This is a genomic window from Streptomyces sp. CC0208 (assembly GCF_003443735.1).
Classification (GTDB): domain Bacteria; phylum Actinomycetota; class Actinomycetes; order Streptomycetales; family Streptomycetaceae; genus Streptomyces; species Streptomyces sviceus.
In genome coordinates, this window is the sequence record NZ_CP031969.1 from 974291 (window position 1) to 998790 (window position 24500).

A 24500-nucleotide genomic window follows, 5' to 3' on the forward strand; every position below is an offset into this window, starting at 1 on the left:
GTCCAAGACCGGCCATCCCCGCGCGCCACCCACCACCCGACCTGCCTGCGGGACGCCCGGGGCCGGACCTGCCCCTGCCCCTCCCAAGACTGGACATCCCCGCGCGCCACCGAAAGTCGGCGTTCCCCCGTCGCCGCCCCCGCGAACGGCCCCCACCCCCCGCTCACTTCCGCGCCCCCTCGAACAACTCCCGCACCACGGCCCCGCAGTAGAACCCCTGGCACCGCCCTGCCCGGGCCCGGGTCCGGCGGCGGAGTCCGTCGAGGTCGGCCGGGGGGATCGGGCCCGTGAGGGCGTCGCGGATCTCGCCGCGGGTCACGCGCTCGCAGTGGCAGACGAGGGTGCCGTACTCCGGGTCTGCGGCGATGAGTTCGGGCCGCTGGTAGGGGCGCGGGAAGGCCTCGCCGAGGTTGGGCATGCGGATGGGGTCCAGGTCCGTGGCCGGGCCGAGGGCAAGGCCGGCCTCGGCGAGCAGGCTCGTCACGTGCGCGGCGATGGCCAGCGACGCGGTCAGTCCGGTCGATCGGATGCCGCCGACGGTGACGTGCGCCTGCTCGGGATGGGCCGAGATGCGGTAGTCCTCGTGCTCGGTGGCGGCGCGCAGGCCCGCGTAGACGGCGGTGACCTCCTCGTCGAGCAGGCCGGGGAGGATGCGGCGGCCCTTGTCGCGGAGTCCTTCCAGGCCGTCGGCGGTGGTCAAGGTGGCCCGCTTGTCGTCCAGGTCCTCGGCGGTGGGGCCGAGGAGGACGTTGCCGTACACGGTGGGAGCGACCAGAACGCCCTTGCCGAGTGCGGTGGGTACCGGCAGCAGAATGTGCCGTACGAGGTCGCGGGCGAACTTGTCGAAGACGAGGAGCTGGCCGCGGCGCGGGGCGACGCTGAAGTCGTCGTGGCCGAGGGCGCGGTCGAGGGTGTCGGCGTGCAGGCCGGCGGCGTTGACGAGCCAGCGGGTGCGCAGGGGGCCACGTGAGGTCGTCAGGTGGTGGGTGCCGTTCACGTGAGCGGCCTGCTCCACGCGGGCGTTGAGGTGCAGGTCGACTCCGTGCCGGACGGCCTGGGTGGCGTACGCCAGAGTCGTGGTCCAGGGACAGATGATGCTTTCGCCGGGCACGTGCAGGGCGCCCAGCGCGCCGGGGCCGAGGTGCGGCTCGCGGTCGTAGAGCTCAGCGGGGCCGATCAGGCGGGTGTCCGTGCAGTCGTTGCGCTCGGCTTTCTCCGCCAGCCGGGGCAGCGCGGCGAGTTGCTCCTCGTCCCAGGCGACGAGGAGCGCGCCCACGGGTTCCACGGGGATGCCGGTCGCTGCCGCGTACGCGGCGAGCAGCCTGGCGCCCTCGCGGACCAGGCGTGCCTCCAGGAAGCCGGGGGTGGCGTCGAAACCGGTGTGCAGGATGGCGGTGTTGGCCTTCGAGGAGCCCTGTCCCACGTCGGCCTCCGCCTCGACGAGCGCGATGCGCAGGTGCGGGTGGTGGGCGAGGCTCCGGGCGATCGCGCTGCCGACGACTCCGGCGCCGATGACCGTGATGTCGTAGGGCGGCGAGGGCAACGGCCCGTGCCGGGTGACCGCGCCGTGCGCAGGAGTCGTCATGCGGGGGTGCCTGCGCACGGGAAGGAGCACGGCAGTGCCCGGAAGGGGCGCGGGGAACGGCGCGACCTGCCACGACGGCGCTGCGGACGAGCGAGCGCGGATCGCGCCCCCTTCATCCGTCCGCCCCTTCGAGAAGCGCGTTCACAGCGGCTTGGAACACGGCCAGTCGCTCCGCCGCTTCCTCGGACGACACCCTCGGTTCGTACACCGCGGCCGGTTTCCAGTCCGGCAGGACGTCCGTCACCTCCAGGCCGGGTTCCGCGCCGAGGCGGGCCAGGCTGCCCACGCCCAGCGCCGTCGCGTCCGGCAGTGCCGACACCTCCACGGGGCGTTGCAGCAGGTCCGCCTGGGTCTGCATGAGGAGGGTGGAGCGAGTGAGGCCGCCGTCGACGCGCAGGGCGTCCAGCGGCGCGCCGAGTTCCGTGGCGGCGGCCTCGGCGAGCAGGACGACCTGTGCCGCCAGGCCTTCGCACAGTGCTCGCACCAACTGCCCGGGGCCGGTGCCCAGGCCGAGGCCGGTGAGGGAGCCCCGCAGGTCGCCCCGCCACCACGGGGCCGCGAGTCCGGCGAGGGCCGGGACGAAGGTGACCCCGCCGCTGTCGGGCACCGCACCTCCCACCGCGTCGAGGTCGGCTGCGCCCTTGATGACGCCCAGGTCGGTGAGCCAGCGGACCGCGGACGCGGCCGTGTACACCTGGCCGTCGAGGCAGTAGTCGGTCCGCCCGCCGAGCTGCCAGGCCACACAGCTCACCAGTCCCGCATCACCGCGCCGGGGCACGGTCCCGGTGTGCGCGAGCAGGAAAGCCCCCGTTCCGTAGGTGCACTTGGCGCCGCCGGGGGCCGTGACGCGCTGGGCGAGCAGGGCGGCCTGCTGGTCCACGGCCAGACCGGTGAGCGGGATCTCCGGGCCGAACGCCCTTGTCACGCCGACCTGTCGGGCGTTGTCGACGACCTCGGGGAGCCGTTCGTCCGCGAGGCCGTACAGGTCGAGGGCGCGCTCCGACCACTGCGCGCGGTCCAGGTCGAGGAGCTGGGTACGGCCTGCGGTGGCGGCGTCCGTGACGAAGGCGCCGGTGAGCCGGTGGACGAGCCAGGCGTCACTGGTGGTGACGACGCCCTCTCGGGTGAGGTGCCGTCGTATCCAGGCCATCTTGGGCGCGGCGAAGTACGGGTCGAGCGGAAGCCCGGTCAGCGCACGCAACTCGTCTGCACACCAGGAGAGCTCGGAGCACACGGACTCCGCCCGCCGGTCCTGCCACACGAGCGCGTCGGTGAGCGGCCGGCCCGTCGTCGGGTCCCAGGCGAGCACGGTCTCGCCCTGGTTGGCGAGGCCCAGCGCGACCACCGCTTCGCCCGCCTCGGCCAGCGCCCGCGAACCGGCCTCGAGCACCGAGTCGTACAGCTGCGCGGGGTCGGCCTCGACCCGTCCGGCGGGCAGGTGGCGGGGGCGCACCTCGGCGAATCCGGTGCCGAGGACACCGCGTTCGGGACAGATCACCAGGGCCTTGGTGCCGGATGTGCCCTGATCGACGGCGAGCACCGGACCGGTCATCACGTCCCTCCCTGAGCGATCACGGTCCGACAGCCTGCCGTCGTCGTCCGCGCCGCGTCAAGCCGCCCCCACCAGCGGTTACTTGACCGCGTTGACTGGCTGATCACCAGTCAACTCCCCTTTTCTGAAAAGCAGTTCTGAATGATCGGAAGGTGGTGTGCGGTCGAATGCCCGCCCCTATAGTGACCGCCGACCAACGCGATCTCCTCAACCGCCGCCCCGAGGAGGGCTGTTGTTACTCCACCCTGCCGTTCTGCCCGGTCCCGTGTCCGTGGCGGGCAGGTGATGGCCAGAGAAGGAGCACGCCCCGTATACGATCCCGCCGGCCACGACCCGGAGCTGCGCGCGGCCGTCCAGGAGGTCCGCGCCGGGCGCTGGATGTCGATGCGCACCCTGCTGGAGCGGACCACCGCCTGGTGGCAGTGGACCCAGCGCACCCAGGTGCTGGCCGCGGCGGCCGCGGGGACCGACGTCGTGCGGACCTGGCTCACCGAGGAGCCCGGCAGCGTGCCGGCCACGGTGATGCGGGCCCGGGTCGCCGTGGAGCGCGCGCTGCGGGCCCGGCGCGAGCGGCACCGCCGTACGCACGAACTGTGGATCGAGGCCTGGGACGTCAGCCGGACCGCCGCCCGGGTCGCGGCCCACGACCCGGTGCCCTGGGTGTGCCTGCTGGCCCTGGCGCAGCTGGACCACCGGCGGCTGTGGGAGGAGCACCGGGCGAAGCCGCCGGCGCCGATGCTGCCGCCGGGGCCCTGGGGGCTGCTGGCCGAGGCCGGCAGACGGGACCCGTACAACCGCGAGGCCCACCACCGCATGCTCCAGTTCCTGTACGCGCAGGCGTCGTCGGAGCGGCTGGCGGAGGCGGTCGGCTTCGCGCACTGGGCCGCCGGGTCCGCCCCGCCGGGGTCCGCACTGCACGTCCTGCCGCTGTACGTACGGGTGGAGCGCTACCGGCGCGGCGCCGGGCCCGGTTCCGCGCTCGACCTGCACTGGGTGGCCGAGGACGCCATCCGGGAGGCGGACCGGGCGCACGACGCCTGGTTCGCGCGGGCCCCCGCCGAGGAGCGCACCCCGCTCGACCTCAACCATCTCGCCCACGCCCTGTGGGGCGCCCTGCGGTTCGAGGGGGCGACCGAGGTGTTCGACGCGCTCGGCCCGTACTACACGCCCCTGCCGTGGTCCTACCGTGCCGACGCCGGTGGTGAGCGGGGCCAGGGTGCACAGGTCTTCCTCCAGGCGCGGGCGCGCAGCCGGTCCGCGACGCACGGCCCCTGACTCCCGTACCACTCCCGTCACTTCATCGGAGGTCTCCGTATGTCGTCCGCACCATCGGTCTCCCCGGAAGTCCCGCAGCCCGACGAGGAGCAGCGACTGCGCGAACTCGGCTACCGGCCCGTCCTCGCCCGGCGCATGGGCGGCTTCGGCAACTTCGCGATCAGCTTCTCGGTGATCTCGATCCTGTCCGGCTGCATGACCCTGTACGGCTTCGGCATGGGCGCGGGCGGCCCCGCGGTGATGCTGTGGGGCTGGGCGGGCGTCGGCCTGTTCGTGCTGTGCGTGGGACTCGCGCTGGCCGAGGTCACCAGCGCGTATCCGACGTCCGGCGCCCTGTACTACATGGCGGACCGGCTCGGCGGGCGCCGTTGGGGCTGGTACACGGGCTGGCTGAACCTGCTCGGGCTGCTCGGCGCGATCGCCGGCATCGACTACGGCGCCGCCCTGTTCGCGGGCGCGTTCGCCAACCTTCAGTGGGGCTTCGAGCCGACCCCCGGCAAGACCATGCTGATCTTCGTGGGCATCCTGTTGCTGCACGCCGTGCTGAACCTGTTCGGCGTCCGGCTGGTCTCCGTGCTCAACTCGATCAGCGTGTGGTGGCACCTGGCCGGTGTGGGGGTGATCGTCGGCGCCCTGTGGACCGTCCCGGACAGCCACCGGTCCCCGTCCTTCGTGTTCACGGAGTTCGTCAACGACACCGGCTGGCACAACCCGGTCTACGTGGCGGCGATCGGCCTGCTGCTCGCGCAGTACACCTTCTCCGGCTACGACGCCTCCGCCCACCTGTCCGAGGAGACCTCCAACGCCTCGGTGTCGGCGGCCAGGGGCATCGTGCGGGCGATCTGGGTGTCGTGGATCGCCGGGTTCGTGCTGCTCGCGGGGCTCACCTTCGCGATCCAGGACTACGACGCCACGCGGGCCAGCGCGACCGGGGTGCCGCCGGCCCAGATCCTGCTGGACGGTCTCGGCACGGACGGCGCGAGCGCGCTGCTCGTCGTGGTGATCGTGGCCCAGCTGTTCTGCGGCAACGCCGAGGTGGCCGCGGCGAGCCGGATGGTGTTCGCGTTCAGCCGGGACAAGGCCCTGCCGGGGTCCGCGCTCTGGCGGAAGGTCAGCGCCCGCACCCAGACGCCGGTCGCCGCCGTGTGGCTGTCGGTGGTAGTCGCCGGTGTGCTCGCCCTGCCGTCGCTGTACTCGGCCACCGCGTACGGCGCGGTGACCGCGATCAACGTCATCGGCATCACACCCGCGTACGCCATTCCCGTGTTCCTGCGGCTGCGCGCGGGGAGTCGTTTTCAGCCGGGTCCGTGGAGCCTGGGCCGGTGGAGCAGGCCCATCGGATGGACGGCCGTGGTGTGGGTGGCTTGTGTGACGGTGCTGTTCTGCCTGCCGCAGTCCTCGCCGGTGACGGTGGACACGATGAACTACGCCTCCGTGGCCCTGGCCGTCGTCCTGCTTCTCGCCACGGTGTGGTGGTTCGTGGCCCGGCGTTCGTACGGAACGCCCACGACGGCCGCGTACTCGGACCGGGAGCAGGCCGAACTCGCCGAGGGGATCGTCTGAAACCCGGCGATCCGGCGCCCTGCCCGGTACGAACTCCCGTGTCGGATACGGCAGGATGAGCGGTCGCGTCGGCCACGGAACCTTCACACGGCCGACGCGATCGCACTTCCCGCAATATTCGAACAGGTGGCAACGTGACGGCATTTCAACGGGATCTCACCATGGACGACATGCTCGGCGCCGGCATCGCCGTGGTCGCCGGTCTGGTGGCGGCCTTCCTGCTGCGCATGCTGCTCAAGTGGCTGGGCAAGCACGCGGACCGCACCAAGTGGGGCGGCGACGACGTCCTCGTGGCCGCGCTGCGGACCGTGGTGCCCTCGGCGGCGATCGCGGGCGGCATCGCCGTCGCCGCGGCGGCGCTGCCGCTGACCAAGGGGGTTCAGCGCACGGTCAACCAGGTGCTGACCGTGCTGCTGATCTTCGTCGTCACGGTGGCGGCGGCCCGGCTGGTCGCGGGGCTGGTGCGGACGGTCACGACGTCCCGCTCCGGAGTCGCCGGGTCGGCCACGATCTTCGTCAACATCACCCGGGTGCTGGTCATGGCGATCGGCTTCCTGGTCGTGCTCCAGACCCTCGGCATCTCCATAGCGCCCATGCTCACCGCCCTCGGCGTCGGCGGTCTGGCGGTCGCGCTGGCCCTCCAGGACACCCTCGCCAACCTCTTCGCGGGCATCCACATCCTCGCCTCCAAGACGGTCCAGCCCGGTGACTACATCCGGCTGGCCAGCGGCGAGGAGGGCTACGTCGAGGACATCAACTGGCGTCAGACGACGGTCCGCGCGCTCTCCAACAACCTGATCGTCGTCCCCAACGGTGAGCTCGCCAAGACGAACATGACCAACTTCATGCGTCCCGAGCAGCAGTTGACGATCCTGGTCCAGGTCGGGGTGGCGTACGACAGCGATCTGGACCATGTCGAGCGGGTGACCTGCGAGGTCGTCACCGACGTCATGACGCGGATCGAGGGCGCGGTCCCGGAGCACGAACCGCTGGTCCGCTTCCACACCTTCGGCGACTCGCGGATCGGCTTCACGGTCATCCTGGGCGTCGGCGAGTTCAGCGACCAGTTCCGCATCAAGCACGAGTTCATCAAGCAGCTGCACAAGCGCTACCGCGAGGAGGGCATCCGGATCCCGGCACCGACCCGGACCGTGGCCCTCCAGCAGGGCTCGGTGTCGATTCCGCACCAGCGCGGCGCGCAGACGGTGATCGAGCCGGGCGAGGTCTCCACCGCACGGCCCGACTAGACCACGCCCTGCGTACCGGACCGGCGTGGCGAAACGGCACCCCCGGGCCCGGCTCGTGGCGCAGCAACGATCGGAGGCCCCCCGCACAACCGGGGCCAGGCTCGCGACCGCAGTAGCGGGGAGCCGCCCGGGCTGACTCCGCCGCGCGGCCCGACCAGGTCACGCCCTGCGCACCGGACCGGACCGGCGTCACGGAACGGCGCACCCCGGGCCCGGCTCGTGCGCACAACCGGGACCGGGCTCGCGACCGCGACACCGCGAAGCCGTGGCTGCGGGAGCCGCCTGGGCTGATCGGGAGCGCCGGCCCCGTCGGGGTTCGGCTACAGGGTGGCCGAGTTGTCGTGCGGGGCGCTCGGCCGGTTCTGCGGCTGGCGAAGGGCCGAACTGACCGGCGTCACCGTCCAGTCCGGGTGACCGGGCATCCTCGGGGTCTTCGTGCCGTAGAGCCAGTCCCGCAGGAAGCCCGACTGGTCGGTGCCGGAGACCTCCGAGGCGACGGCGATGTAGTCCTCCGTGGACGCCGAGGCGTTGCGGAAGCGCTCCAGGAACGTGGACTCGATCGCGGCGAAGACGCCCTCGCCTACCTGCTGGCGCAGCGCGTACAGGACGAGGACGCCGCCGAGGTAGCGCTGGCTGTCGAAGAGGTTGGCCTCGTTCGGGGCGGCGACCGGGCCCGAGGTCCTGCGCCACTGGTCGCCGCGCGCGTACGTGTCCTTCATACGGGCTTCCATGGTGGTGAGGCCGAGGGAGTCGGTCCAACCGCGCTCGTAGCGGTACAGCAGCCCGTAGAAGTCGGCGTGGCCCTCGTTGAGCCACAGATCGGACCAGGTCGCCGGGCTCACGCTGTTGCCGAAGTAGGAGTGGACCAGCTCGTGCATCATGTGCGAGCCGATGCTCTTCTCTGCCTGGAGCAGGAAGTTCGGCTTGTACAGGGTGAGGGTCTGGGTCTCCAGGCCCGTGAAGTCGAAGGCGTTCGAGGCGTCGTTGTTGCAGGGCAGCAGGCCGTACGTCTCGAAGGGGAAGGCGCCGAGCCGCTGCTCGATCCAGCTCACCAGGTTCGGGGTGAGGGCGAGGGCGGGCTCCAGGGCGGTGGCCCGCGCGGTCGGCACGACGTCCCGGAGCGGGAGTCCGTGCGGGCCCTGCCGGTCCTTGATCACGTAGTCGCCGACCGTGATCTGCACGAGCTCCGTGGCGATCGGCTCCCGGGACCGGTAGCAGTACGCGGTCCGGCCGTCGCCGAGGTCCTCGGTGCTCACCAGCCGGCCGCTCGCGACGCCCTTGAGGCCCGCCGGGACCGTGATGCGGAACGTGAAGTCGGCCTTGTCCGAGGGGTGGTCGTTGCACGGGAAGACGGTGTGCGCCGCGTTGGGCTGGGGGCAGAGCGCGAAGCCGTCCGGGGTGGGCACCCAGGCGGTGGGGGCGAGGGCGGCGCGCGGGTCCGCCGTGTACGTCACGGTCACGGTCGCCGTGGTCCGCGCGGGCAGGGAGGCGGCGGGGGTGATCCGCAGCTTCTGGCCGACCTGCTCCCGGGTGGCCGGGACGCCGTCGAGCAGCACCTCGTGCACGTCGAGGCCCAGCGCGTCCAGGGAGAGACGGCTCAGCTCCTGGGTGGTGGTGAGCGTCAGGGTCGCCGTCGCGTCGACCAGCCGGGTCGTGCCGTCGTACGCGAGGTCGAGGTCGTACGAGGAGACGCGGTAGCCGTCGTTGCCGAGGCCCGGGAAGACGGGATCCCCGAGGGTCTCCGGGCCAGGGGTGCCGGTCTCCGGGTCCGCGTGTGCCGGGCCGGCCACGGACAGGGCCGCCACGGTGCCGAGCAGAGCTGCCGGTGCCGTCACTCTGGTGCGATATCTCATGGTCTGCTTTCCCTCGGGCGGCCGGTCGGTCGGGTCCGGCCGTCGGATGACTGCGATCAACGTGCATGACCACAAGATCAGACGCCTCGGTTGCCTCGGGGGAGGTACAGGATCTTCGCAAGCAGTCGAGGACCGCTGTCGAGGCCGGCTCGATCACGAGATATCTTGATGTCGAGCAATGTTGCAGACGTGGAGCGGAGCACCCGGTGACTGACTCGACCATCATCTATACGCACACTGACGAGGCCCCGGCCCTGGCGACGTATTCCTTCCTGCCGGTGGTCCGGGCGTACGCCTCGCAGGCGGGTGTCTCCGTGGAGACGCGGGACATCTCGCTGGCCGGGCGGATCATCGCCGTGTTCCCGGAGTACCTGACCGAGGACCAGCGGATCCCGGACGCCCTGCACGAGCTGGGCGAGCTGGCGAAGACGCCCGAGGCCAACATCATCAAGCTGCCGAACATCTCGGCGTCGATCCCGCAGCTCAAGGCCGCCGTCGCCGAGCTGCAGGCGCAGGGCTACGCGCTGCCGGACTACCCGGACGACCCGAAGACCGACGAGGAGCGGGACATCCAGGCCCGCTACGACAAGGTCAAGGGCTCCGCCGTGAACCCGGTCCTGCGTGAGGGCAACTCCGACCGCCGCGCCCCCGCCTCGGTCAAGAACTACGCCAAGAACCACCCGCACCGCATGGGCGCCTGGTCCTCGGACTCCAAGACCAACGTGGCGACCATGGGCGTGGACGACTTCCGCTCCACCGAGAAGTCCGTCGTGATCTCCGAGGCCGGCTCGCTGCGGATCGAGCTGGTCGGCGACGACGGCTCCACCACCGTGCTGCGCGAGTCGGTACCGGTCCTCGAGGGCGAGGTCGTCGACGCCTCGGTGCTGCACGTGGCCCCGCTGCGGGAGTTCCTCACCGCGCAGATCGCCCGCGCCAAGGCCGAGGACGTGCTGTTCTCCGTGCACCTGAAGGCCACGATGATGAAGGTCTCGGACCCGATCATCTTCGGCCACGTGGTGCGCGCGTTCTTCCCGAAGACCTTCGCGCAGTACGGCCCCACGCTCGCCGCGGCCGGCCTGACCCCGAACGACGGTCTGGGCGGCATCTACAAGGGCCTGGAGTCCCTGCCCGAGGGCGCCGAGATCAAGGCGTCCTTCGACGCCGAGCTCGCCGAGGGCCCGGCCCTGGCGATGGTCGACTCCGACAAGGGCATCACCAACCTGCACGTGCCGTCCGACGTGATCGTGGACGCCTCGATGCCGGCCATGATCCGCACCTCGGGTCACATGTGGGGCCCGGACGGCCAGGAGGCCGACACCCTCGCGGTCCTGCCGGACTCGTCGTACGCCGGTGTCTACCAGGCCGTGATCGAGGACTGCCGTGCCAACGGCGCCTACGACCCCTCGACCATGGGCTCGGTGCCGAACGTCGGCCTGATGGCGCAGAAGGCCGAGGAGTACGGCTCCCACGACAAGACCTTCGAGATCCAGACCACCGGCACGGTCCGCCTCGTCGACCAGAACGGCAACGCCGTCATCGAGCAGACGGTCTCCGCCGGCGACATCTTCCGCGCCTGCCAGACCAAGGACGCCCCGATCCGCGACTGGGTGAAGCTGGCCGTCACCCGCGCCCGCGCCACCGGCAGCCCGGCCGTGTTCTGGCTGGACGAGACCCGCGCGCACGACGCCAACCTGATCGCCAAGGTCAACACCTACCTCGCGGAGCACGACACCGAGGGCCTGGACATCCGGATCCTCAACCCGGTCGAGGCGACCAAGCTGTCGGTGGAGCGCATCCGCCGCGGCGAGGACACCATCTCGGTGACCGGCAACGTCCTGCGTGACTACCTGACCGACCTCTTCCCCATCCTGGAGCTGGGCACCAGCGCCAAGATGCTGTCGGTCGTCCCGCTGATGGCGGGCGGCGGTCTGTTCGAGACGGGCGCCGGCGGTTCCGCCCCGAAGCACGTCCAGCAGCTGGTCAAGGAGAACTACCTGCGCTGGGACTCCCTCGGTGAGTTCTTCGCGCTGGTCCCCTCCCTGGAGCAGTACGCCGACTTCACGGGCAACTCCCGCGCGAAGGTCCTGGCCGACACCCTGGACCGCGCCACGGCGACCTTCCTCAACGAGGACAAGTCCCCGACCCGTCGCGTCGGCGGCATCGACAACCGCGGCAGCCACTTCTACCTGTCCCTCTACTGGGCCCAGGAGCTGGCCACGCAGACCGACGACGCGGACCTGGCGAAGGCCTTCGCCCCGCTCGCCGAGACGCTCGCCGCGAACGAGCAGAAGATCGTCGAGGAGCTCAACGCCGTCCAGGGCAATCCGGCCGAGATCGGCGGCTACTACCAGCCCGACCCGGCCCTGGCCGCGAAGGTCATGCGCCCGTCGACGACGTGGAACGACGCGCTGGCGTCCCTGAGCTGACGCAGGCTCGCTTCGTCATCCCGCCCCGGTCGGCTTCTGCCCGGCCGGGGCGGTGTCGTGTCCGGAGGGTGTCCGGGCCTCCTGAGGCCGCCGGGGCCGGGACGGCTCACCGGGAGCTCACCTGCCGGTTGCTGATGTTCATGCTGAGATGGTGCACCACGCCACTGACAACGCCCCGGGAGCAGCCGTATGTCCTCGTTCGACCTCGTGCCCGGCGCCGGGGAATCACCCGTGATCCTCCATGTGCCGCACTCCTCCCGGGAGATACCGGACGACGTACGAGCCGGGATCGTGCTGGACGACTCCGCGCTGGAGCGGGAGCTCGATCACATCGTGGACGCGCACACCGCGGAGCTCGCCGAGGAGGCGGCCCGGCTGGCCCGAATGGCACCGTGGCGGTTCGTGAACCGGCTCTCGCGGCTGGTCGTCGATCCCGAGCGGTTCCCGGACGAGCGGGAGGAGATGCTCGCCGTCGGGATGGGGGCCGTCTACACGAAGACCACGGGGCGGGAGGAGCTGCGGCCCGCGGACACCGACCCCGAGCCGCTGATCACACGCTACTTCCGGCCGTACGCCCGGGCGATGACCGACGCCGTGGCCGAGCGGCTGGCCGTCGCCGGGCGGGCCGTCGTCATCGACGTGCACTCCTATCCGAGCGCGCCGCTGCCCTACGAGTTGCACGGCGCGGGGCCGCGGCCGCCGGTCTGTCTCGGTACCGATTCCTTCCACACGCCACCCGAACTGCTCGCCGCGGCGCGGGAGGCGTTCGGGGAGGTCGGGCTGGACAGTCCGTTCCGTGGGACGTACGTGCCGCTGGAGTTCTACGGCCGCGATCCCCGCGTGAGCGCCCTGATGGTGGAGATCCGGCGGGACACGTACATGACGGAACCGGGCGGCCCCGCCGGGCCGGGGCTCCACAAGCTCGCGCAGGCACTCGCCGCTCTCGTGGACGCCCTGGCCGGGTAGACCACCACCCCGGCGGAGCAGGCCCCTCCCCCGGTGCGGGCGTGGCCCCCCTCGACCGGGCCGGGGCCGGACGCTCGACCGGCTACCGGGGCGGCGCCTCGCGGTTCCGTCCGGCGAGTCCGTCCGGCACCGGAAGCAGATGATCCGCGGGCCCCCAACCCCCGCCGTCACGCGGTGACCGCGCGGTTCAGACCGTCAGCCAGTCGGTGACGATCACTTCGTCGCCGGTCCGCAGCCGTAGCGCGAAGGGGCCGGAGGGGGAGGTCTCGTACGTGAAGCGGCCCATGTCGTCGGTGGTGAGCGGTGAGCCCGCCTGCGGACCGCTGAGCACCTCGATGCGGGCCGACTGGGGCGGCAGCACCTGTCCCATGAGGCCCTGCGGGGTGAGTTCGACGTCGACCGTCACCTCGCCCGCGTGGAAGGTCAGCATCCGCGGCGCTCCCGTAGCTCCCCTCACCGGCAGGGCGTCCACCACCGAGTCGAAGGTGAGTTCGGCGATCCGGCTGTCCAGGTCGTGCAGCGCGAACGCCTCCACGGCGTTCTGCCGCAGGGCGGCCGGTACGGGGTCCAGGATGGCCGTCGCCTGCCGGAGCTCCTCCTCCAGCAGTTCGAGGGCGAACTCCTCGTCCGGCAGCGCCTCTTCGTCGACGCCGAGGACGTCGTCGCCGAGGTCGTCGTTCATGTCGCTCATACCGCCCCCCGGGCTTCGAGCCGCGCCCGCAGCCGCCTCAGGCAGCGCTGGCGCAGTGGTCCGATACTGCCCACCGCGATGCCCAGGGCGGCGGACACCTCCTGGTAGCCGGGCCTCGGCGAGGCCATCAGGACGCGGAGCAACTGCCGGCAGCGCTCACCGAGTTCCTCGAACTCCTGCCACAGGTACCGCACCCGCTCGCTCTGGGCGGCGGCCTCCTCGGAGTCGATGAACGACTGCTCGGGTGTACGGTCCTCGCTGATCCGGTCCAGGAGTTGCGGATCGTCAGTGACGGTCAGCCGCCTCAAGCTCTTGAGCACCTTCAGGCACTCGTGGCGTGCGGTGCTCGCCAGCCAGGACTTGGCCTTGTCGGGTTCACGGATGCGTCCGAGGTGCTGGGCGAAGCGGAACCACACGGTCTGGTACACCTCGTGCGCGTCGGCGTCGGAGAGCCGGTGCGCGCGCACCACGGCCCAGACCAGTGGGCTCAGCCCTTCCACGAGCGCCTTCCAGGCCGCCGCGTCACCGTCGACGGCGGACTGGACCAGCACGCCGACATCTGCTCGGTCCACGGTCCCACCCCTCGTGTACGGCAAGTCATCGTACGCCGTGGAAGGGACCGTTCCGGCCGTCATGTGCCCACCGGGCGCTGCACCACCGGCACCGGGCGCCAGCCGGCCGGCTTCAGCGCCGGTACGTGCGCCCCGCGCACTTCGGCGAACTGCGTGTTGGTGGCAAGCAGTTGCTGTCGGGCGGCGCGCGGGTCGGTCTCCTTGTTCGCGGTCATGTGGGCGGCGACCAGACCTGCCACGACGGGGGTCGCGAAGGAGGTGCCGCTCCAGTGGGCGTACCCCTCGAACATCACCTGGTCCGGCTTGGCGGTGCTGCCGTCCTCGCTCAACGCGCCGACGTGGGACGGGGACTGGCAGGTGCAGACGTAGGTGAAGCCGTACCGGCAGGTCTCGTACGTGGAGTGCTGGTAGAGGTAGGGCACCGGTGCGTCGAAGCCGGTGAGGGCGCTGGTGAGGCGCTCGCCGGGGGCGTAGACCTGCACCCAGGGCCCGTGGTTGCTGAAGCAGGCGCCGAACTCGCCGTCGCCGCGCAGCGCGCCGACCGACAGCACGACGCCCTGGTACTCGGGCAGGTCGGCGTAGGCGGCCGGCCAGAAGGGGCTGGCGCTGGCGTTGTTGCCGGCCGCGGCGACCAACAGGGTGCCGTGGGCGCGCAGTTCCTGCATGAAGGCGTCCAGGCCGAGCAGACCGTCGGGGCGGCCGTTGGAGGTGCCCGCGGAGAGGCTGATGATGTCGGGCCAGCCGTCGGCGACCGCCTCGAAGAGCCTCTCCCCGAGCTCGGACTCCAGGATGGCGCCCGCGTCGTTGAGGGTGTTGCGGACGGTGATGTCGGTGTTGGGCGCGACGGCCGCGAGGACACCGGCGATGAACGTGCCGTGACCGACGTACTGGAGGAGGTTGCCGGCCGCGTCGGTCTCGGTGCCGTGCAGGTCGCCCTCGACATGGGCGAGCAGCGGGACGAGCGCGTGGTCGTGGGTGAGGCCGTTGTCGACGACCAGGACTCCTACCGCGGTGTCGGCGTCGTAACCCGCTTCCGCGGGGGCCGGGTTGGTGCCCTGGCTCAGCGCGGCGGGCACGGGTTCGTCGCCGGGGCAGCAGTTGACCGCGATCGACACCACGTGGTTGCGGCTGACCAGGCGATGTCCGGCGCGTCCCTCGCGCTCGCTCATGGCGCGCAGGGCGTGGGTGACGGCACGGTCGCCACGCCAGTCGCCGTGGCCCGGGTCGCCGACCCTGATCCGGGTGATGCCCGAGCGGTTGGTCTCGGGACTGTCCCGGCGCACACGGTCGCCGGTCAGACCGGTCGCCTCGGTGAAGTGGGTGCGGACGGTCTCCTCGACGAGTGCCGCGTCACGGCCGTCGCGGGCGAGCACGACACCCTTCTCGTAGACGAACTCCGAGGCGTCGTCGGGCCCCAGTGCCAGCGGGATGTCGGGCATGGAGCGCTGGATCTGGTCGAACTGCTCGTGGAATCGCTGAGGTGCCATGGCGTGTCCTCCCACTGAGGCGGCGGTCGTCAGTCAGAGCCGCGGGTCCGGTGATTGATACAGCGCCAAACCGGTGTGGCCTGCCGCCTGGGCCACTACCATCCATGGAGTGACAGCGGGAAGCGACTCGGTTCTCGAACTGCTGCCGATGGTGTTCGCCGCGCCCCACCAGGCACTGGCGAGGGCAGAGGAAGTACTCGGCTCGGATCCCTCACCGCTGCACGCCTCCGTCGCCCACCAGGTCATCGGCATCTGGCAGCGCGACTGGGGCGACATGCGGCTCGCCCTGGACCATCTGCGCCGGGCCCGCGATCTCGGCGCGCGCTCGGAGTCGACCGACCGAGAGGCGGACGCGCTGGCCGCGCTCGGTGTGGCGCTGGTGCACGCGGGGCGCACCCGGCAGGGTCTGGAGTCGCTGGAGCGGGGCGTCGCGGTCAGCAGCGGACACACCAGGGCACAGATCCTGTTCCGGCGCGCGTACGCCTCCTGGGTGCTCGGGCATCACCGGGCGGCCCTGGAGGACGTACGGCGGGCGGTTCCGGTGCTGCGGCAGGCGGACGACGTGATCTGGACGGCGCGGGCGCTGACCCTGCGGGCCACCGTGCATCTGGCGCTCGGGGCGGTGGAGCGGGCGGACGCCGACTTCACGGCGGCGGAGGCGTTGTGGGACACCACGGGCCAGGAGCACGACAAGGCCGACGCGGTGGAGAGCCGGGGGCTTGCCGCCTACCGGTCGGGGAACATCCCGGCCGCGCTGCGGCTGCTCGACGAGGCACAGGAGCGGTACGCCAAGCTCGGCACGCCGACCTTCATGCTCACCGTCCGGCGCTGCGAGGTCCTGATGGCCGCGGGGCTCGCCCCGGAGGCGCTCACGGAGGCGGACGCGGCGATCAAGGCCCTCGACGGCATCGGCGGACAGTCCACCCTCAAGGCGGAACTGCTGCTCGCCGCCGCGCGGGCGGCCCGGCACGCGGGGGACGCGCACACCGCGATCGCCCGAGCCGACATGGCCGTACGGCTGTTCGCCGGGCAGCGGCGCACCTGGTGGGAGACGCACGCCCGGCTGGTGCTGATCGAGGCGCGGGTCGCCGCCGGGCGCGGCTCGGGCCGGCTGGTCGCGGACGCGGCGGCGGTCGCCGACCGGCTGGCCTCCTTCGGCGCGCCGGCCGCCCCTGAGGCCTCGCTGCTGGCGGGCCGGATCGCGCTCGGCCTAGGGTGGCGGGAGGATGCCCGAAGGCACCTGGAGGTGGCCGCCCGCAGCCGGCACAGCGGGCCGCCGCTGGCCCGGATGACGGGATGGGCGGCGCAGGCGCTGTGGGCGCGCGCCGTGGGGTCCGACCGGCGGGTGCTGGAAGCCTGTCGCCGCGGCCTGGACGTGCTCGACGCTCACCGTACGACCCTGGGCGCCTCGGAACTGCGGGCACGGGCCACCGCGCAGGGCGCCGAGCTCGCCGGACTCGCCGCGCGCGCCTCGCTCGCGTCGGGCGGCCCGCGACGGCTGCTGGTGTGGAGCGAACGCTGGCGGGCGACCGTGCTGTCCGCGCCGCCGACCCGCCCGCCGGCCGACCCGGCGCTGCTCAGCGACCTCACCGCCTTCCGCGAGATAGCGGCACGCGCGGAGGGGGCCCGGATCGAGGGCCGGCCGGTGCCGACGCTGGAGCGTGAACAGCGCCGCCTGGAACGGGAGATCCGCTCCCGGACCCTCCACATGCGCGGCGACGCTCCCGGCGACGGCTACCGGTTCGACCCCGGCAGGCTGCTGGAACGGCTCGGCGACGAGGTACGGCTGGTCGAACTCGCCGTGCTCGACGGGCGGGTCCAGGTGCTGCTGTGCGCGCAGGGGCGGGTGCGGCGGTTCGAGGGCGGACTGCTCGCCGACGCCGAGCGGGAGGCGGAGCACGTCCAGGCGGGGCTCAGACGACTGGCCCACCCGGGGGCCGAGGCCCGGCTTCCGGTGGTGGAGGCGGCCGGGCGGCGACTGGAGGAGCTGCTGCTCGGTCCGGCCGCGGCCCAACTCGGCTCCGGACCGGTCGTGATGGTGCCGCCGGGGCGGCTGCACCGGGTGCCGTGGGCGCTGCTGCCCTCGCTGCGGGAGCGGGTGTTCAGCGTGTCGCCGTCGGCGAACAGCTGGCTGCGGGCGAGGGAGACCGCGCCGCCGCCGAGCGGGCGCCAGGTGCTCGTCCGCGGTCCGGGGCTCGCGACCGGGGGCGCCGAGGTGCCCGAACTGGCCGGGCGGCACGGCTCCGCGACGGTCCTGGAGTACGACGACGCGCGCGTGCCGCGGGTGTTGGAGGAACTGGACGGGGCGACGCTGGCGCACATCGCCGCGCACGGCACGTTCCGTGCGGACAGCCCGCTGTTCTCGTCGTTGCGGATGACCGACGGGCCGCTCATCGTCCACGACTTCGAGCGCCTGGACCGCAGCCCGTACCGGATCATCCTGTCCTGCTGCGACACCGCCCGGTTCGCCTCGGTCGGCGCGGACGAGCTGCTCGGCCTGGTCACCGCGCTGCTGCCGCTGGGCACGGCGGGAGTGGTGGCGTGCAGCGCGCCGGTCAACGACGAGGCGGTGGTGCCGTTGATGCTCACGCTGCACAAGGGGCTCAGTGCGGGGGCGTCCATGGCGGAGGCGCTGCGCGACGCGCGGGCCTCGCTGCCGGGGGACTCGGTGCATCAGGCGACGGGGTGGGCGTTCTCGGCGTTCGGGGCGGCGTGAGGGCCGCGAGCGCCGAGGAGTGCTGGATGTGTGGGGCGGCCTGACCCCTCCCCCGAATACTGGGGGTCAGACCGCCCCGGTCCGGGGTACGGCTCAGGCCGGCTGCGCCTCCGGCAGCTCCACCAGGCACGGCAAGGCGTCGCGGTCGCTCGCGCCGAGACGGGCGTACGCGCTGTAGAGGTGGTTGCCGACCGTACGGATGGACAGGGTGAGCTTCTCCGCGATCTGGCGGTTGCTCAGTCCGGCGGCCGCGAGGGTGACGATCTGCCGCTGGCGGGCGGTGAGTTCGCCGAGGACCAGCCCCGACAGGGCCGGGGTGCGGGCGCCCTGGCAGCGCCGGGCCAGGGCGACAGCGCGGGTGCGTGAGGTGCGGGCGGCGCCCGGGTCGCGGTGCGCACCCACGGCCTGGGCGTACGCCTCGGCCGCGAAGAGCAGAAAGCCGCGCTCCTCCAAGGCCTGCGCCGCGCGGTCGAGGGCGGGACCGTCGCCATGGGCGAGCGCCTCGGCGTGGGCGGCGAAGACACCGGTCAACAGGCCGACTGCCCGGTCGGGCGCACCGAGACGCACGGCGTCGTACGGCTCCTCCCCCACCGTGGCGAGAGCCGCGTCGAGATCACCGCGGGCGGCGGCCCACCAGGTGGCGGCCGAACCCTCCGCGACATGCGGTGATTCGGTGGTGGACCGGCCTGGGAACGACGAGGGTCCCGGTGCCGAGAGCCGGACGGAGCCGTCGCTGCCCGGACCGGACGGGCTCATCGCGTGCTCCGGGTCTCCCGACTGCGCTGCCGCCAGGCCGAGTTCGAGGTGGCAGGCCGGGTCGTCGGGGGTGGTTCGCAGTCCTTCTGCGGCCCAGGCCGCGGCCTCGCGCAGTGCGCCTCGCAGACGGGCGAACCGGGCTCGTAGGGCGGCGTGCCGGGCCGGGATGCCGGAGCCCTCGTCCACGAGCCACTCCCCCACCGGGGCCGGGACGGCTCGTACGTCCGTCTCGGCGATCGCCCGGGTCAGGGTGGCCGTCTCGGTCTCCAGGGCGGCCGCGCAGCTTTCCGGGGTGCGGGCCAGGCGTCGGGCCCGTAGGCGTCCGGCGGCGGCTCGCAGCACCGGGCCGTGGAGAGGGTGCGCGAGGCGGGCGGCACCTTGCTCGTCGACGTGGACCAGTCCGTCGGTCTCCAGGGCTTCGAGGGCGTCGAGGTCGAGGGTGTCGACGTCCATCGGGAACGGCTCTCCGAAAGCCAGGCGGTCCAGGGTCTCCCGCTCGCCGGGACCAGCGCGGTCGAGGAGATGCGCGGCGCGCTCGCGTACGGTCGCGGTGATCGGCACCGGACCGCGCCACGCCCACTCGGCCGAGTCCGCGACCCGGTGCAGCGGCCCTCGCTCGCGCACCGCGTCCACCAGCTCGCGCAGCAGCCGCAGGTCCCCCCGGCACAGGCGGTACAGCCGGTTGACGGTGAGGGCCTCCGGACCGCCGGCGCCGGCCGCGAGGAGCCGTGCGGTCTCCTCGCGGGGCAGTGGTTCCAGGGCGAGGCGCGGCAGGAGCTCTCCGGTCCACAGACGGGAGATCGCCCCCGGCACCCGCGCGCCGTCGGTGGCAACGACCAGGAGTCGGGTGCGGCCGTGCACGGCGAGCTGGTGGACCAGGGCCGCCGAGACGTCGTCCAGCAGATGGGCGTCGTCGACGAGCAGCAGTCGTACGGAGGACAGGAGTTGGACCGCCCGATGCAGGGACTCCGTCTCCGGGAGGAGATGCGCGAAGGCGGCGAACGGGAGTCCGCGGGTCTCGGGCGTGCCCGCCACCCGGGCGCAGTCGGTGCCGCGTACGGCCTCCGTGACGAGGCGGGTCTTGCCCCGGCCCGCGGGGCCGGTCACCACCATGCCCTGCCGTCCCCCGGCAAGGGACCTGCGCACCAGCTCGAGTTCTTCCTCGCGCCCGGTGAACGGCCAGGGCAGCTCCAGGGTCTTCGTGTCCCGTTCGTATGTCGTCACGGAAGCTAGAGCAGCGCTACTCAGTCTTGATACAGGGGGACTTGAGTAGCCCCCGACTCACGCGTCCCCGGGCGCCCGACGGCACGCTGAAACCCATGACCGCACGCTACTGCTCCCTCGCGCAGCAGTCGGCTCCGGCGTTCGCGGTGACAGCGCAGCCGGGCCGCACGGGCGAGGCTGGACCACTGTCCGGCGCCGGGGGAATGGCCGGAAGTACGTAGCCTTCGGGGGAGGGAGACGTACTTCCGGCCACGCGGCGTTCGGCGGGGGCCGAGTGCGAGAGTGGCGGCATGCTGATCGTTCTCGCTCCATCTGCGGGTCGACACCATCGAGCAGGCGATCGTCCGGTCCGGGCCGGCGCGGCACCCCCTGGGTGTCGATGTGGAAGCGGCTCGCAGTCGTGTCGGCCTGCTCGCGGCCGACCGCCGGCAGGGTCGTGGCCTCCTCCGCGCTGATGCCGAGCAGTGGACTGCGCCAGCCCTCCATCACACGGCAGGGCCGTCACCTGCCTGCGGGACTGGAATGTGAGCAGGAGGGACAGCAGCCGGTCCGCTCTCATCGGGCGATCACCCTTTTCACGTATGGCTGACAGAGGATGTCAGTCATACGGCCGTAGCGTCGTCCGCGAAGCCTCCGAACAGCAGGGAGACAGCACGTGATCAGTGGATACGTCATCGGCGAGAGCCTCAGGCCGGGAGCGGAGTTCGCGCCCCGCGGACTGCGGTTGCGGAAGGTGAGCAGGGTCGAGGTCGCGGGGGCGAGCGGCGGGCAGCCTCCGGCGTGGACGCTCGTCGAGTGGGAGAGCGACGGCGAGGACGTCGGCGCGCTGGCGGACGCGCTGGCCGAGGCGTTGGAGCCGGAACTCGGCTGGTACGCCGACTTCGTCGCCGGGGACGAGCGGGTGGTGGTGTTCGCCGGGAAGGTGTTCCGCTATCGGCGCGGCGACGAGGCGGGCCGCGCCGAAGCGGTCGCGTACGGCAGGTCGGTGGGGACTCCGGAGCATCAGCTCGACTGGGAGGAGTGACCCCGCTTTTGCCATTCCTCCGCGAGGAGTGCGTACGAACGGACGCGGTCCGCATGGTCGTGGGTGATGGTCGTGATGAGCAATTCATCCGCGCCCGTGGCCTCTTGGAGCTGTTCCAGGCGGTCGGCGACCCTGGCCGGCGACCCGACGAACTGGGTGTCGAGGCGGTCCTGGACGAGCGCCCGGTCCTCGTCCGTCCAGGCGTGGGCGCGGGCCTCCTCGGGGGTCGGGAACTCGATGGCACCCTCGGCTGTGCGGATGCTGCGCACCCAGGCGCCGTAGCCGGTGGCGAGTTCGCGGGCGGTGTCGTCGTCCTCGGCCACGACGACGTCGGCGGAGACGCTGACGTACGGCTTGTCGAGGATGTCGGAGGGCTGGAAGGCGGCCCGGTAGCCCTCGGCGGCCTCCAGGACCGTACCCGGGCTGACGTGGTAGTTGGCCGCGAAGCGCAGTCCGCGGGCGCCCGCGACCTCGGCGCTCTCGCCGCCGCTGCTGCCGAGTATCCACACCTCCACGTCCGCCCCCTCGCCCGGGACCACGTGCGCCTCGACGCCCTCCGGGGAGCGGTAGGTGCCCGCGAGCAGGGCGAGGACGTCGTCGATCTGCTCGGCGTAGTCCTGTGACTCGGCGCCCGGCAGCAGGAGCAGTCTGCGCTGGAGCGCGATGCGGGGCGAGCCGAGCAGGTACTCGAAGGAGAAGCGGGGCGGGACAAGCAGGCCGTTGGGGGCACGGCCGTCCACCACGGTGGTCGGCAGCGGGGCCTTGGGCGCACCCGGCGGCCGGCCGCCGGAGCGGCCGAGGCCCAGGTCGAGCCGGCCGGGGTGCAGGGCGTCGAGGAGTCCGAACTCCTCGACCGTGCTCAGCGCGGTGCGGTGGCCGAGCTGCACGGCGCCGGAGCCGAGGCGGATCGTGGAGGTGGCGGACGCGGTGAGCGCGAGGACCACCGCGGGGGACGTGCCCGCGACGCCCGGGTTGAGATGGTGCTCGGCGAACCAGTAGCGGGCGTAGCCGAGCCGTTCGGCCTGCTGGGCGAGGTCGATGGAGTTGCGCAGGGCGTCGGCGGCGGTGGATCCGGACGGGATCGGTACCAGGTCCAGGACGCCGAGGGGGATGTCAGGCATGGGCGGGCTCCTCGGCGTGGACCGGCCCCCAGGGGAACGGTGGGTCCGGGATGGTGTGGCGCAGTGCCGGGGCGACCTCGGACTGGAACAGTTCGAGCGAGTCACGGTGCTGAGTGTCCGTCAGACCCGCAGCGTCCGCGTGCAGATGGAGCACGGAGTGCCCGAACTGCTCGTGGTAGCGGTGGACTTTGTCGATGATCTGCTGCGGGCTGCCGATCAGGGCGGAACTGCGCTCGACGAAGTCCTCCAGGGTCTCGAAGACGACAGGGAGGCCGGCCTTCTCGTAGAAGGCGAGGTTGGCCTCGAAGAGCGGCCGGTAGACGTCGAGCGCCTCCTGGGAGGTGCGGGTGACCAGCAGGCCCGCCGTGCCGGCCCCGATCGCGATGTCGGCCGGGTCGTGGCCGTAGAACTCCCAGCGCTCGCGGTAATGGCGGATCAACTCGGCATACGGCTCTATGGGGTTGGTGACGTTCGCCGAGAACAGCGGGTCGCCGTAGCGGGCGGCGAGGTCCACCGACTCCTTGCTGGTGGCGCTGCCGTGCCAGACCCGGACCGGTCTCTGGTACGGCCGCGGCCACACCTCGGCGTCCTTCAGCGGGGGCCGGAACCGGGTGTCCGCGGTGACCTTGTCCTGGCGCCAGAGCTGCCGGAACACCTCGTAGCTCTCGGCGTTGCGCTCCCACTGGTCCTCGGGCGTGACGTGGAACAGCTCGCGCTGAGCGGTGCCGTTGCCCTTTCCGATGATCAGGTCGAGGCGGCCCTCGGAGAGGTGGTCGAGGGTGGCGTAGTCCTCGTAGGCGCGCACCGGATCGAGCAGGCTCAGGGTCGTCACCGCGGTGAAGAGGCGGATGCGCCTGGTGATCGCGGCGACATGGCTGAGGACCACGGTCGGGGAGGAGGAGATGAACGGCCGCTCGTGCCGCTCCCCCACGCCGAAGCCGTCGAAACCCAGTTCCTCGGCGAGCACGGCGTTGTCGAGCACCTCGCGGAAGCGGTCGTGGGTCGGCTTCTGGACGCCCGTGACCGGATCCGGCCGGTGCACGATCAGGGTGATCGCGAGGAACTTCACGAGGCCAGCCGCCCCTCGGCCGGCGTCTCGTCCGGGTGCGCGAGGCCGAGCTGGTGGCGCAGGGTGGGGCCCTCGTACTCGGTGCGGAAGACGCCCTGTTCCTGGAGGAGCGGGACGACCTTGTCGGCGAAGGCGTCGAGGCCGGTCGGGGTGATGTGCGGGACCAGGATGAAGCCGTCGCTCGCGTCGGCCTGCACGTACTCGTTGATGGTGCGGGCGACGGTCTCGGCCGAGCCGATGAAGTTCTGCCGGTTGCCGGTGTGGATGACGAGGTCTCGGATGGACCAGTTGTTGGCGGCGGCCAGTTCGCGCCATTCGCGGGCGGTGGCCAGCGGGTCGCGGTACATACGGACCTGGGCGCGGCCCTTGGAGATGTGGTTCTCGCTGACATCCGGGTCGATGTCGGGAAGCGGCCCCTCGGGGTCGTACGACGAGAGGTCCCTGTTCCAGACGAACTCCAGGTGCTTCAGCGCGGTGGCGCCGCTGACCTGCTGGCGTCGGACGATCCGCGCCAGTTCCTCGGCCTCGGCGTCGGTGTCGGCGAGAGCGAAGGAGGCGGCGGGCAGGATCAGCAACTGGTCGTGGCGGCGGCCGTACTTGGCGAGACGGTTCTTGACGTCGGCGTAGAATGCCTGGCCGCCCTCCAGGGTGGCGTGCCGGCTGAAGATCGCGTCGGCGGAGGAGGCCGCGAACTCGCGGCCCTCCTCGGAGTCGCCGGCCTGGAAGACGACCGGGCGGCCCTGCGGGGAGCGCGGGACGTTGAACTGGCCCTGGATGTCGAAGTGCTGACCGGTGTGGACGAAGGAACCGGCCTTCGCGTCCCGCAGGAAGACACCCGAGGCCTGGTCGGCGAGGATCTCGTCGCCGTGCCAGGAGTCGAAGAGCTCCTGGGTGGTGGCGAGGAACTCCTTGGCGCGGGAGTAGCGCTCCTCCTGCGGCAGGAAGCCGCCGCGGCGGAAGTTCTCGCCGGTGAAGGCGTCCCAGGAGGTGACGACGTTCCAGGCGGAGCGGCCGCCGGAGAGGTGGTCGAGGCTGGCGAACTGGCGGGCCACCTCATAGGGCTCGTTGAAGGTGGAGTTGATGGTGCCGGTGAGCCCCAGGTGCTCGGTGACGGCGGCCAGCGCGGCGAGGATCGTGAAGGTGTCGGGGCGGCCGACGACGTCCAGGTCGTAGATCTTTCCGCCCTGTTCGCGCAGGCGCAGGCCCTCGGCGAGGAACAGGAAGTCGAACTTGGCCCGTTCGGCGGTCTTCGCGAAGTGTGCGAAGGAGCTGAACTCGATGTGGCTGCCGGCCTCGGGGTCGCTCCACACGGTGGTGTTGTTGACGCCCGGGAAATGCGCGGCCAGGTGGATCTGCTTCAGCGGCTTGCTCAT

At 72.1% G+C, this 24500-nt stretch carries 17 protein-coding genes; 7 read left to right on the forward strand and 10 right to left on the reverse strand.

Going from position 1 to position 24500, the window contains the following annotated elements; all coding sequences use genetic code 11:
* Positions 1–163: 163 nt before the first annotated feature.
* Together D1369_RS04540 and D1369_RS04545 are read right to left on the reverse strand one after the other, a co-directional pair.
* Positions 164–1585: an FAD-dependent oxidoreductase gene (locus D1369_RS04540; RefSeq protein WP_118082276.1), complete on the reverse strand. Its 1422-nt coding sequence runs from the start codon at positions 1583–1585 to the stop codon at positions 164–166.
* Between the two features lie 112 nt (positions 1586–1697).
* Positions 1698–3137 (reverse strand): FGGY family carbohydrate kinase, encoded by a 1440-nt coding sequence (locus D1369_RS04545; protein ID WP_118082277.1) that lies wholly within the window; start codon positions 3135–3137, stop codon positions 1698–1700.
* 285 nt (positions 3138–3422) lie between these two features.
* On the opposite strand from D1369_RS04545, the gene D1369_RS04550 reads away from it, so the two are divergent.
* The 3 genes from D1369_RS04550 to D1369_RS04560 all read left to right on the forward strand — a co-directional run bounded on the left by D1369_RS04550 (position 3423) and on the right by D1369_RS04560 (position 7222).
* Complete coding sequence (locus D1369_RS04550) at positions 3423–4412, forward strand: hypothetical protein (protein WP_118082278.1); 990 nt, start codon at positions 3423–3425, stop codon at positions 4410–4412.
* A 39-nt stretch (positions 4413–4451) separates the two neighbouring features.
* Entirely contained in the window at positions 4452–5975 is a 1524-nt protein-coding gene (locus D1369_RS04555) for an amino acid permease (RefSeq protein WP_007386323.1), read from the forward strand.
* A 161-nt stretch (positions 5976–6136) separates the two neighbouring features.
* On the forward strand, positions 6137–7222 hold the full coding sequence (locus D1369_RS04560; RefSeq protein WP_037902193.1) for a mechanosensitive ion channel family protein: 1086 nt from the start codon (positions 6137–6139) through the stop codon (positions 7220–7222).
* A gap of 320 nt (positions 7223–7542) precedes the next feature.
* Here the strand turns inward: D1369_RS04560 and D1369_RS04565 are convergent, their stop codons facing one another.
* On the reverse strand, positions 7543–9075 hold the full coding sequence (locus tag D1369_RS04565) for a M1 family metallopeptidase (RefSeq protein ID WP_007386321.1): 1533 nt from the start codon (positions 9073–9075) through the stop codon (positions 7543–7545).
* Positions 9076–9281: 206 nt separating this feature from the next.
* On the opposite strand from D1369_RS04565, the gene D1369_RS04570 reads away from it, so the two are divergent.
* Together D1369_RS04570 and D1369_RS04575 are read left to right on the forward strand one after the other, a co-directional pair.
* Entirely contained in the window at positions 9282–11501 is a 2220-nt protein-coding gene (locus D1369_RS04570) for an NADP-dependent isocitrate dehydrogenase (RefSeq protein ID WP_007386320.1), read from the forward strand.
* Between the two features lie 189 nt (positions 11502–11690).
* Positions 11691–12467 (forward strand): N-formylglutamate amidohydrolase, encoded by a 777-nt coding sequence (locus tag D1369_RS04575; RefSeq protein ID WP_118082279.1) that lies wholly within the window; start codon positions 11691–11693, stop codon positions 12465–12467.
* Positions 12468–12654: 187 nt separating this feature from the next.
* On the opposite strand, the gene D1369_RS04580 is transcribed toward D1369_RS04575, so the two are convergent.
* From D1369_RS04580 to D1369_RS04590, 3 genes are read right to left on the reverse strand one after another with little or no spacing between them, the layout of a single operon-like run.
* The gene (locus tag D1369_RS04580) at positions 12655–13149 is read right to left on the reverse strand and encodes a hypothetical protein (protein ID WP_007386319.1); all 495 of its coding nucleotides are present in this window, start codon (positions 13147–13149) and stop codon (positions 12655–12657) included.
* 5 nt (positions 13150–13154) lie between these two features.
* Positions 13155–13730: a sigma-70 family RNA polymerase sigma factor gene (locus D1369_RS04585; RefSeq protein WP_007386318.1), complete on the reverse strand. Its 576-nt coding sequence runs from the start codon at positions 13728–13730 to the stop codon at positions 13155–13157.
* Positions 13731–13789: 59 nt separating this feature from the next.
* On the reverse strand, positions 13790–15217 hold the full coding sequence (locus tag D1369_RS04590) for a S8/S53 family peptidase (RefSeq protein WP_007386317.1): 1428 nt from the start codon (positions 15215–15217) through the stop codon (positions 13790–13792).
* Between the two features lie 148 nt (positions 15218–15365).
* Between D1369_RS04590 and D1369_RS04595 the strand changes: the two genes are divergently transcribed.
* Positions 15366–17933: a CHAT domain-containing tetratricopeptide repeat protein gene (locus tag D1369_RS04595; RefSeq protein ID WP_162951066.1), complete on the forward strand. Its 2568-nt coding sequence runs from the start codon at positions 15366–15368 to the stop codon at positions 17931–17933.
* 93 nt (positions 17934–18026) lie between these two features.
* Here D1369_RS04595 and D1369_RS04600 read toward each other — a convergent pair whose 3' ends face one another.
* Positions 18027–19913, reverse strand: coding sequence for a LuxR family transcriptional regulator (locus D1369_RS04600; protein WP_162950998.1), 1887 nt, complete (start codon positions 19911–19913; stop codon positions 18027–18029).
* 655 nt (positions 19914–20568) lie between these two features.
* On the opposite strand from D1369_RS04600, the gene D1369_RS04610 reads away from it, so the two are divergent.
* Positions 20569–20937 carry a hypothetical protein gene (locus D1369_RS04610; protein ID WP_007386311.1) on the forward strand — a complete coding sequence of 123 codons (369 nt, stop codon included), beginning with the start codon at positions 20569–20571 and terminating at the stop codon, positions 20935–20937.
* Here D1369_RS04610 and D1369_RS04615 read toward each other — a convergent pair.
* Genes D1369_RS04615 through D1369_RS04625 form a run of 3 tightly spaced genes read right to left on the reverse strand, consistent with a single transcriptional unit; the run spans position 20916 to position 24500 of the window.
* Positions 20916–22058: an LLM class flavin-dependent oxidoreductase gene (locus D1369_RS04615; protein WP_007386310.1), complete on the reverse strand. Its 1143-nt coding sequence runs from the start codon at positions 22056–22058 to the stop codon at positions 20916–20918. The genes D1369_RS04610 and D1369_RS04615 overlap by 22 nt on opposite strands.
* Positions 22051–23127, reverse strand: a complete 1077-nt coding sequence (locus D1369_RS04620) for an LLM class flavin-dependent oxidoreductase (RefSeq protein WP_007386309.1) — start codon at positions 23125–23127, stop codon at positions 22051–22053. The genes D1369_RS04615 and D1369_RS04620 overlap by 8 nt, the downstream gene beginning before the upstream one ends.
* A complete protein-coding gene (locus D1369_RS04625; RefSeq protein ID WP_007386308.1) occupies positions 23124–24500 on the reverse strand; it encodes an NtaA/DmoA family FMN-dependent monooxygenase in 1377 nt (458 codons plus the stop codon). The genes D1369_RS04620 and D1369_RS04625 overlap by 4 nt, the downstream gene beginning before the upstream one ends.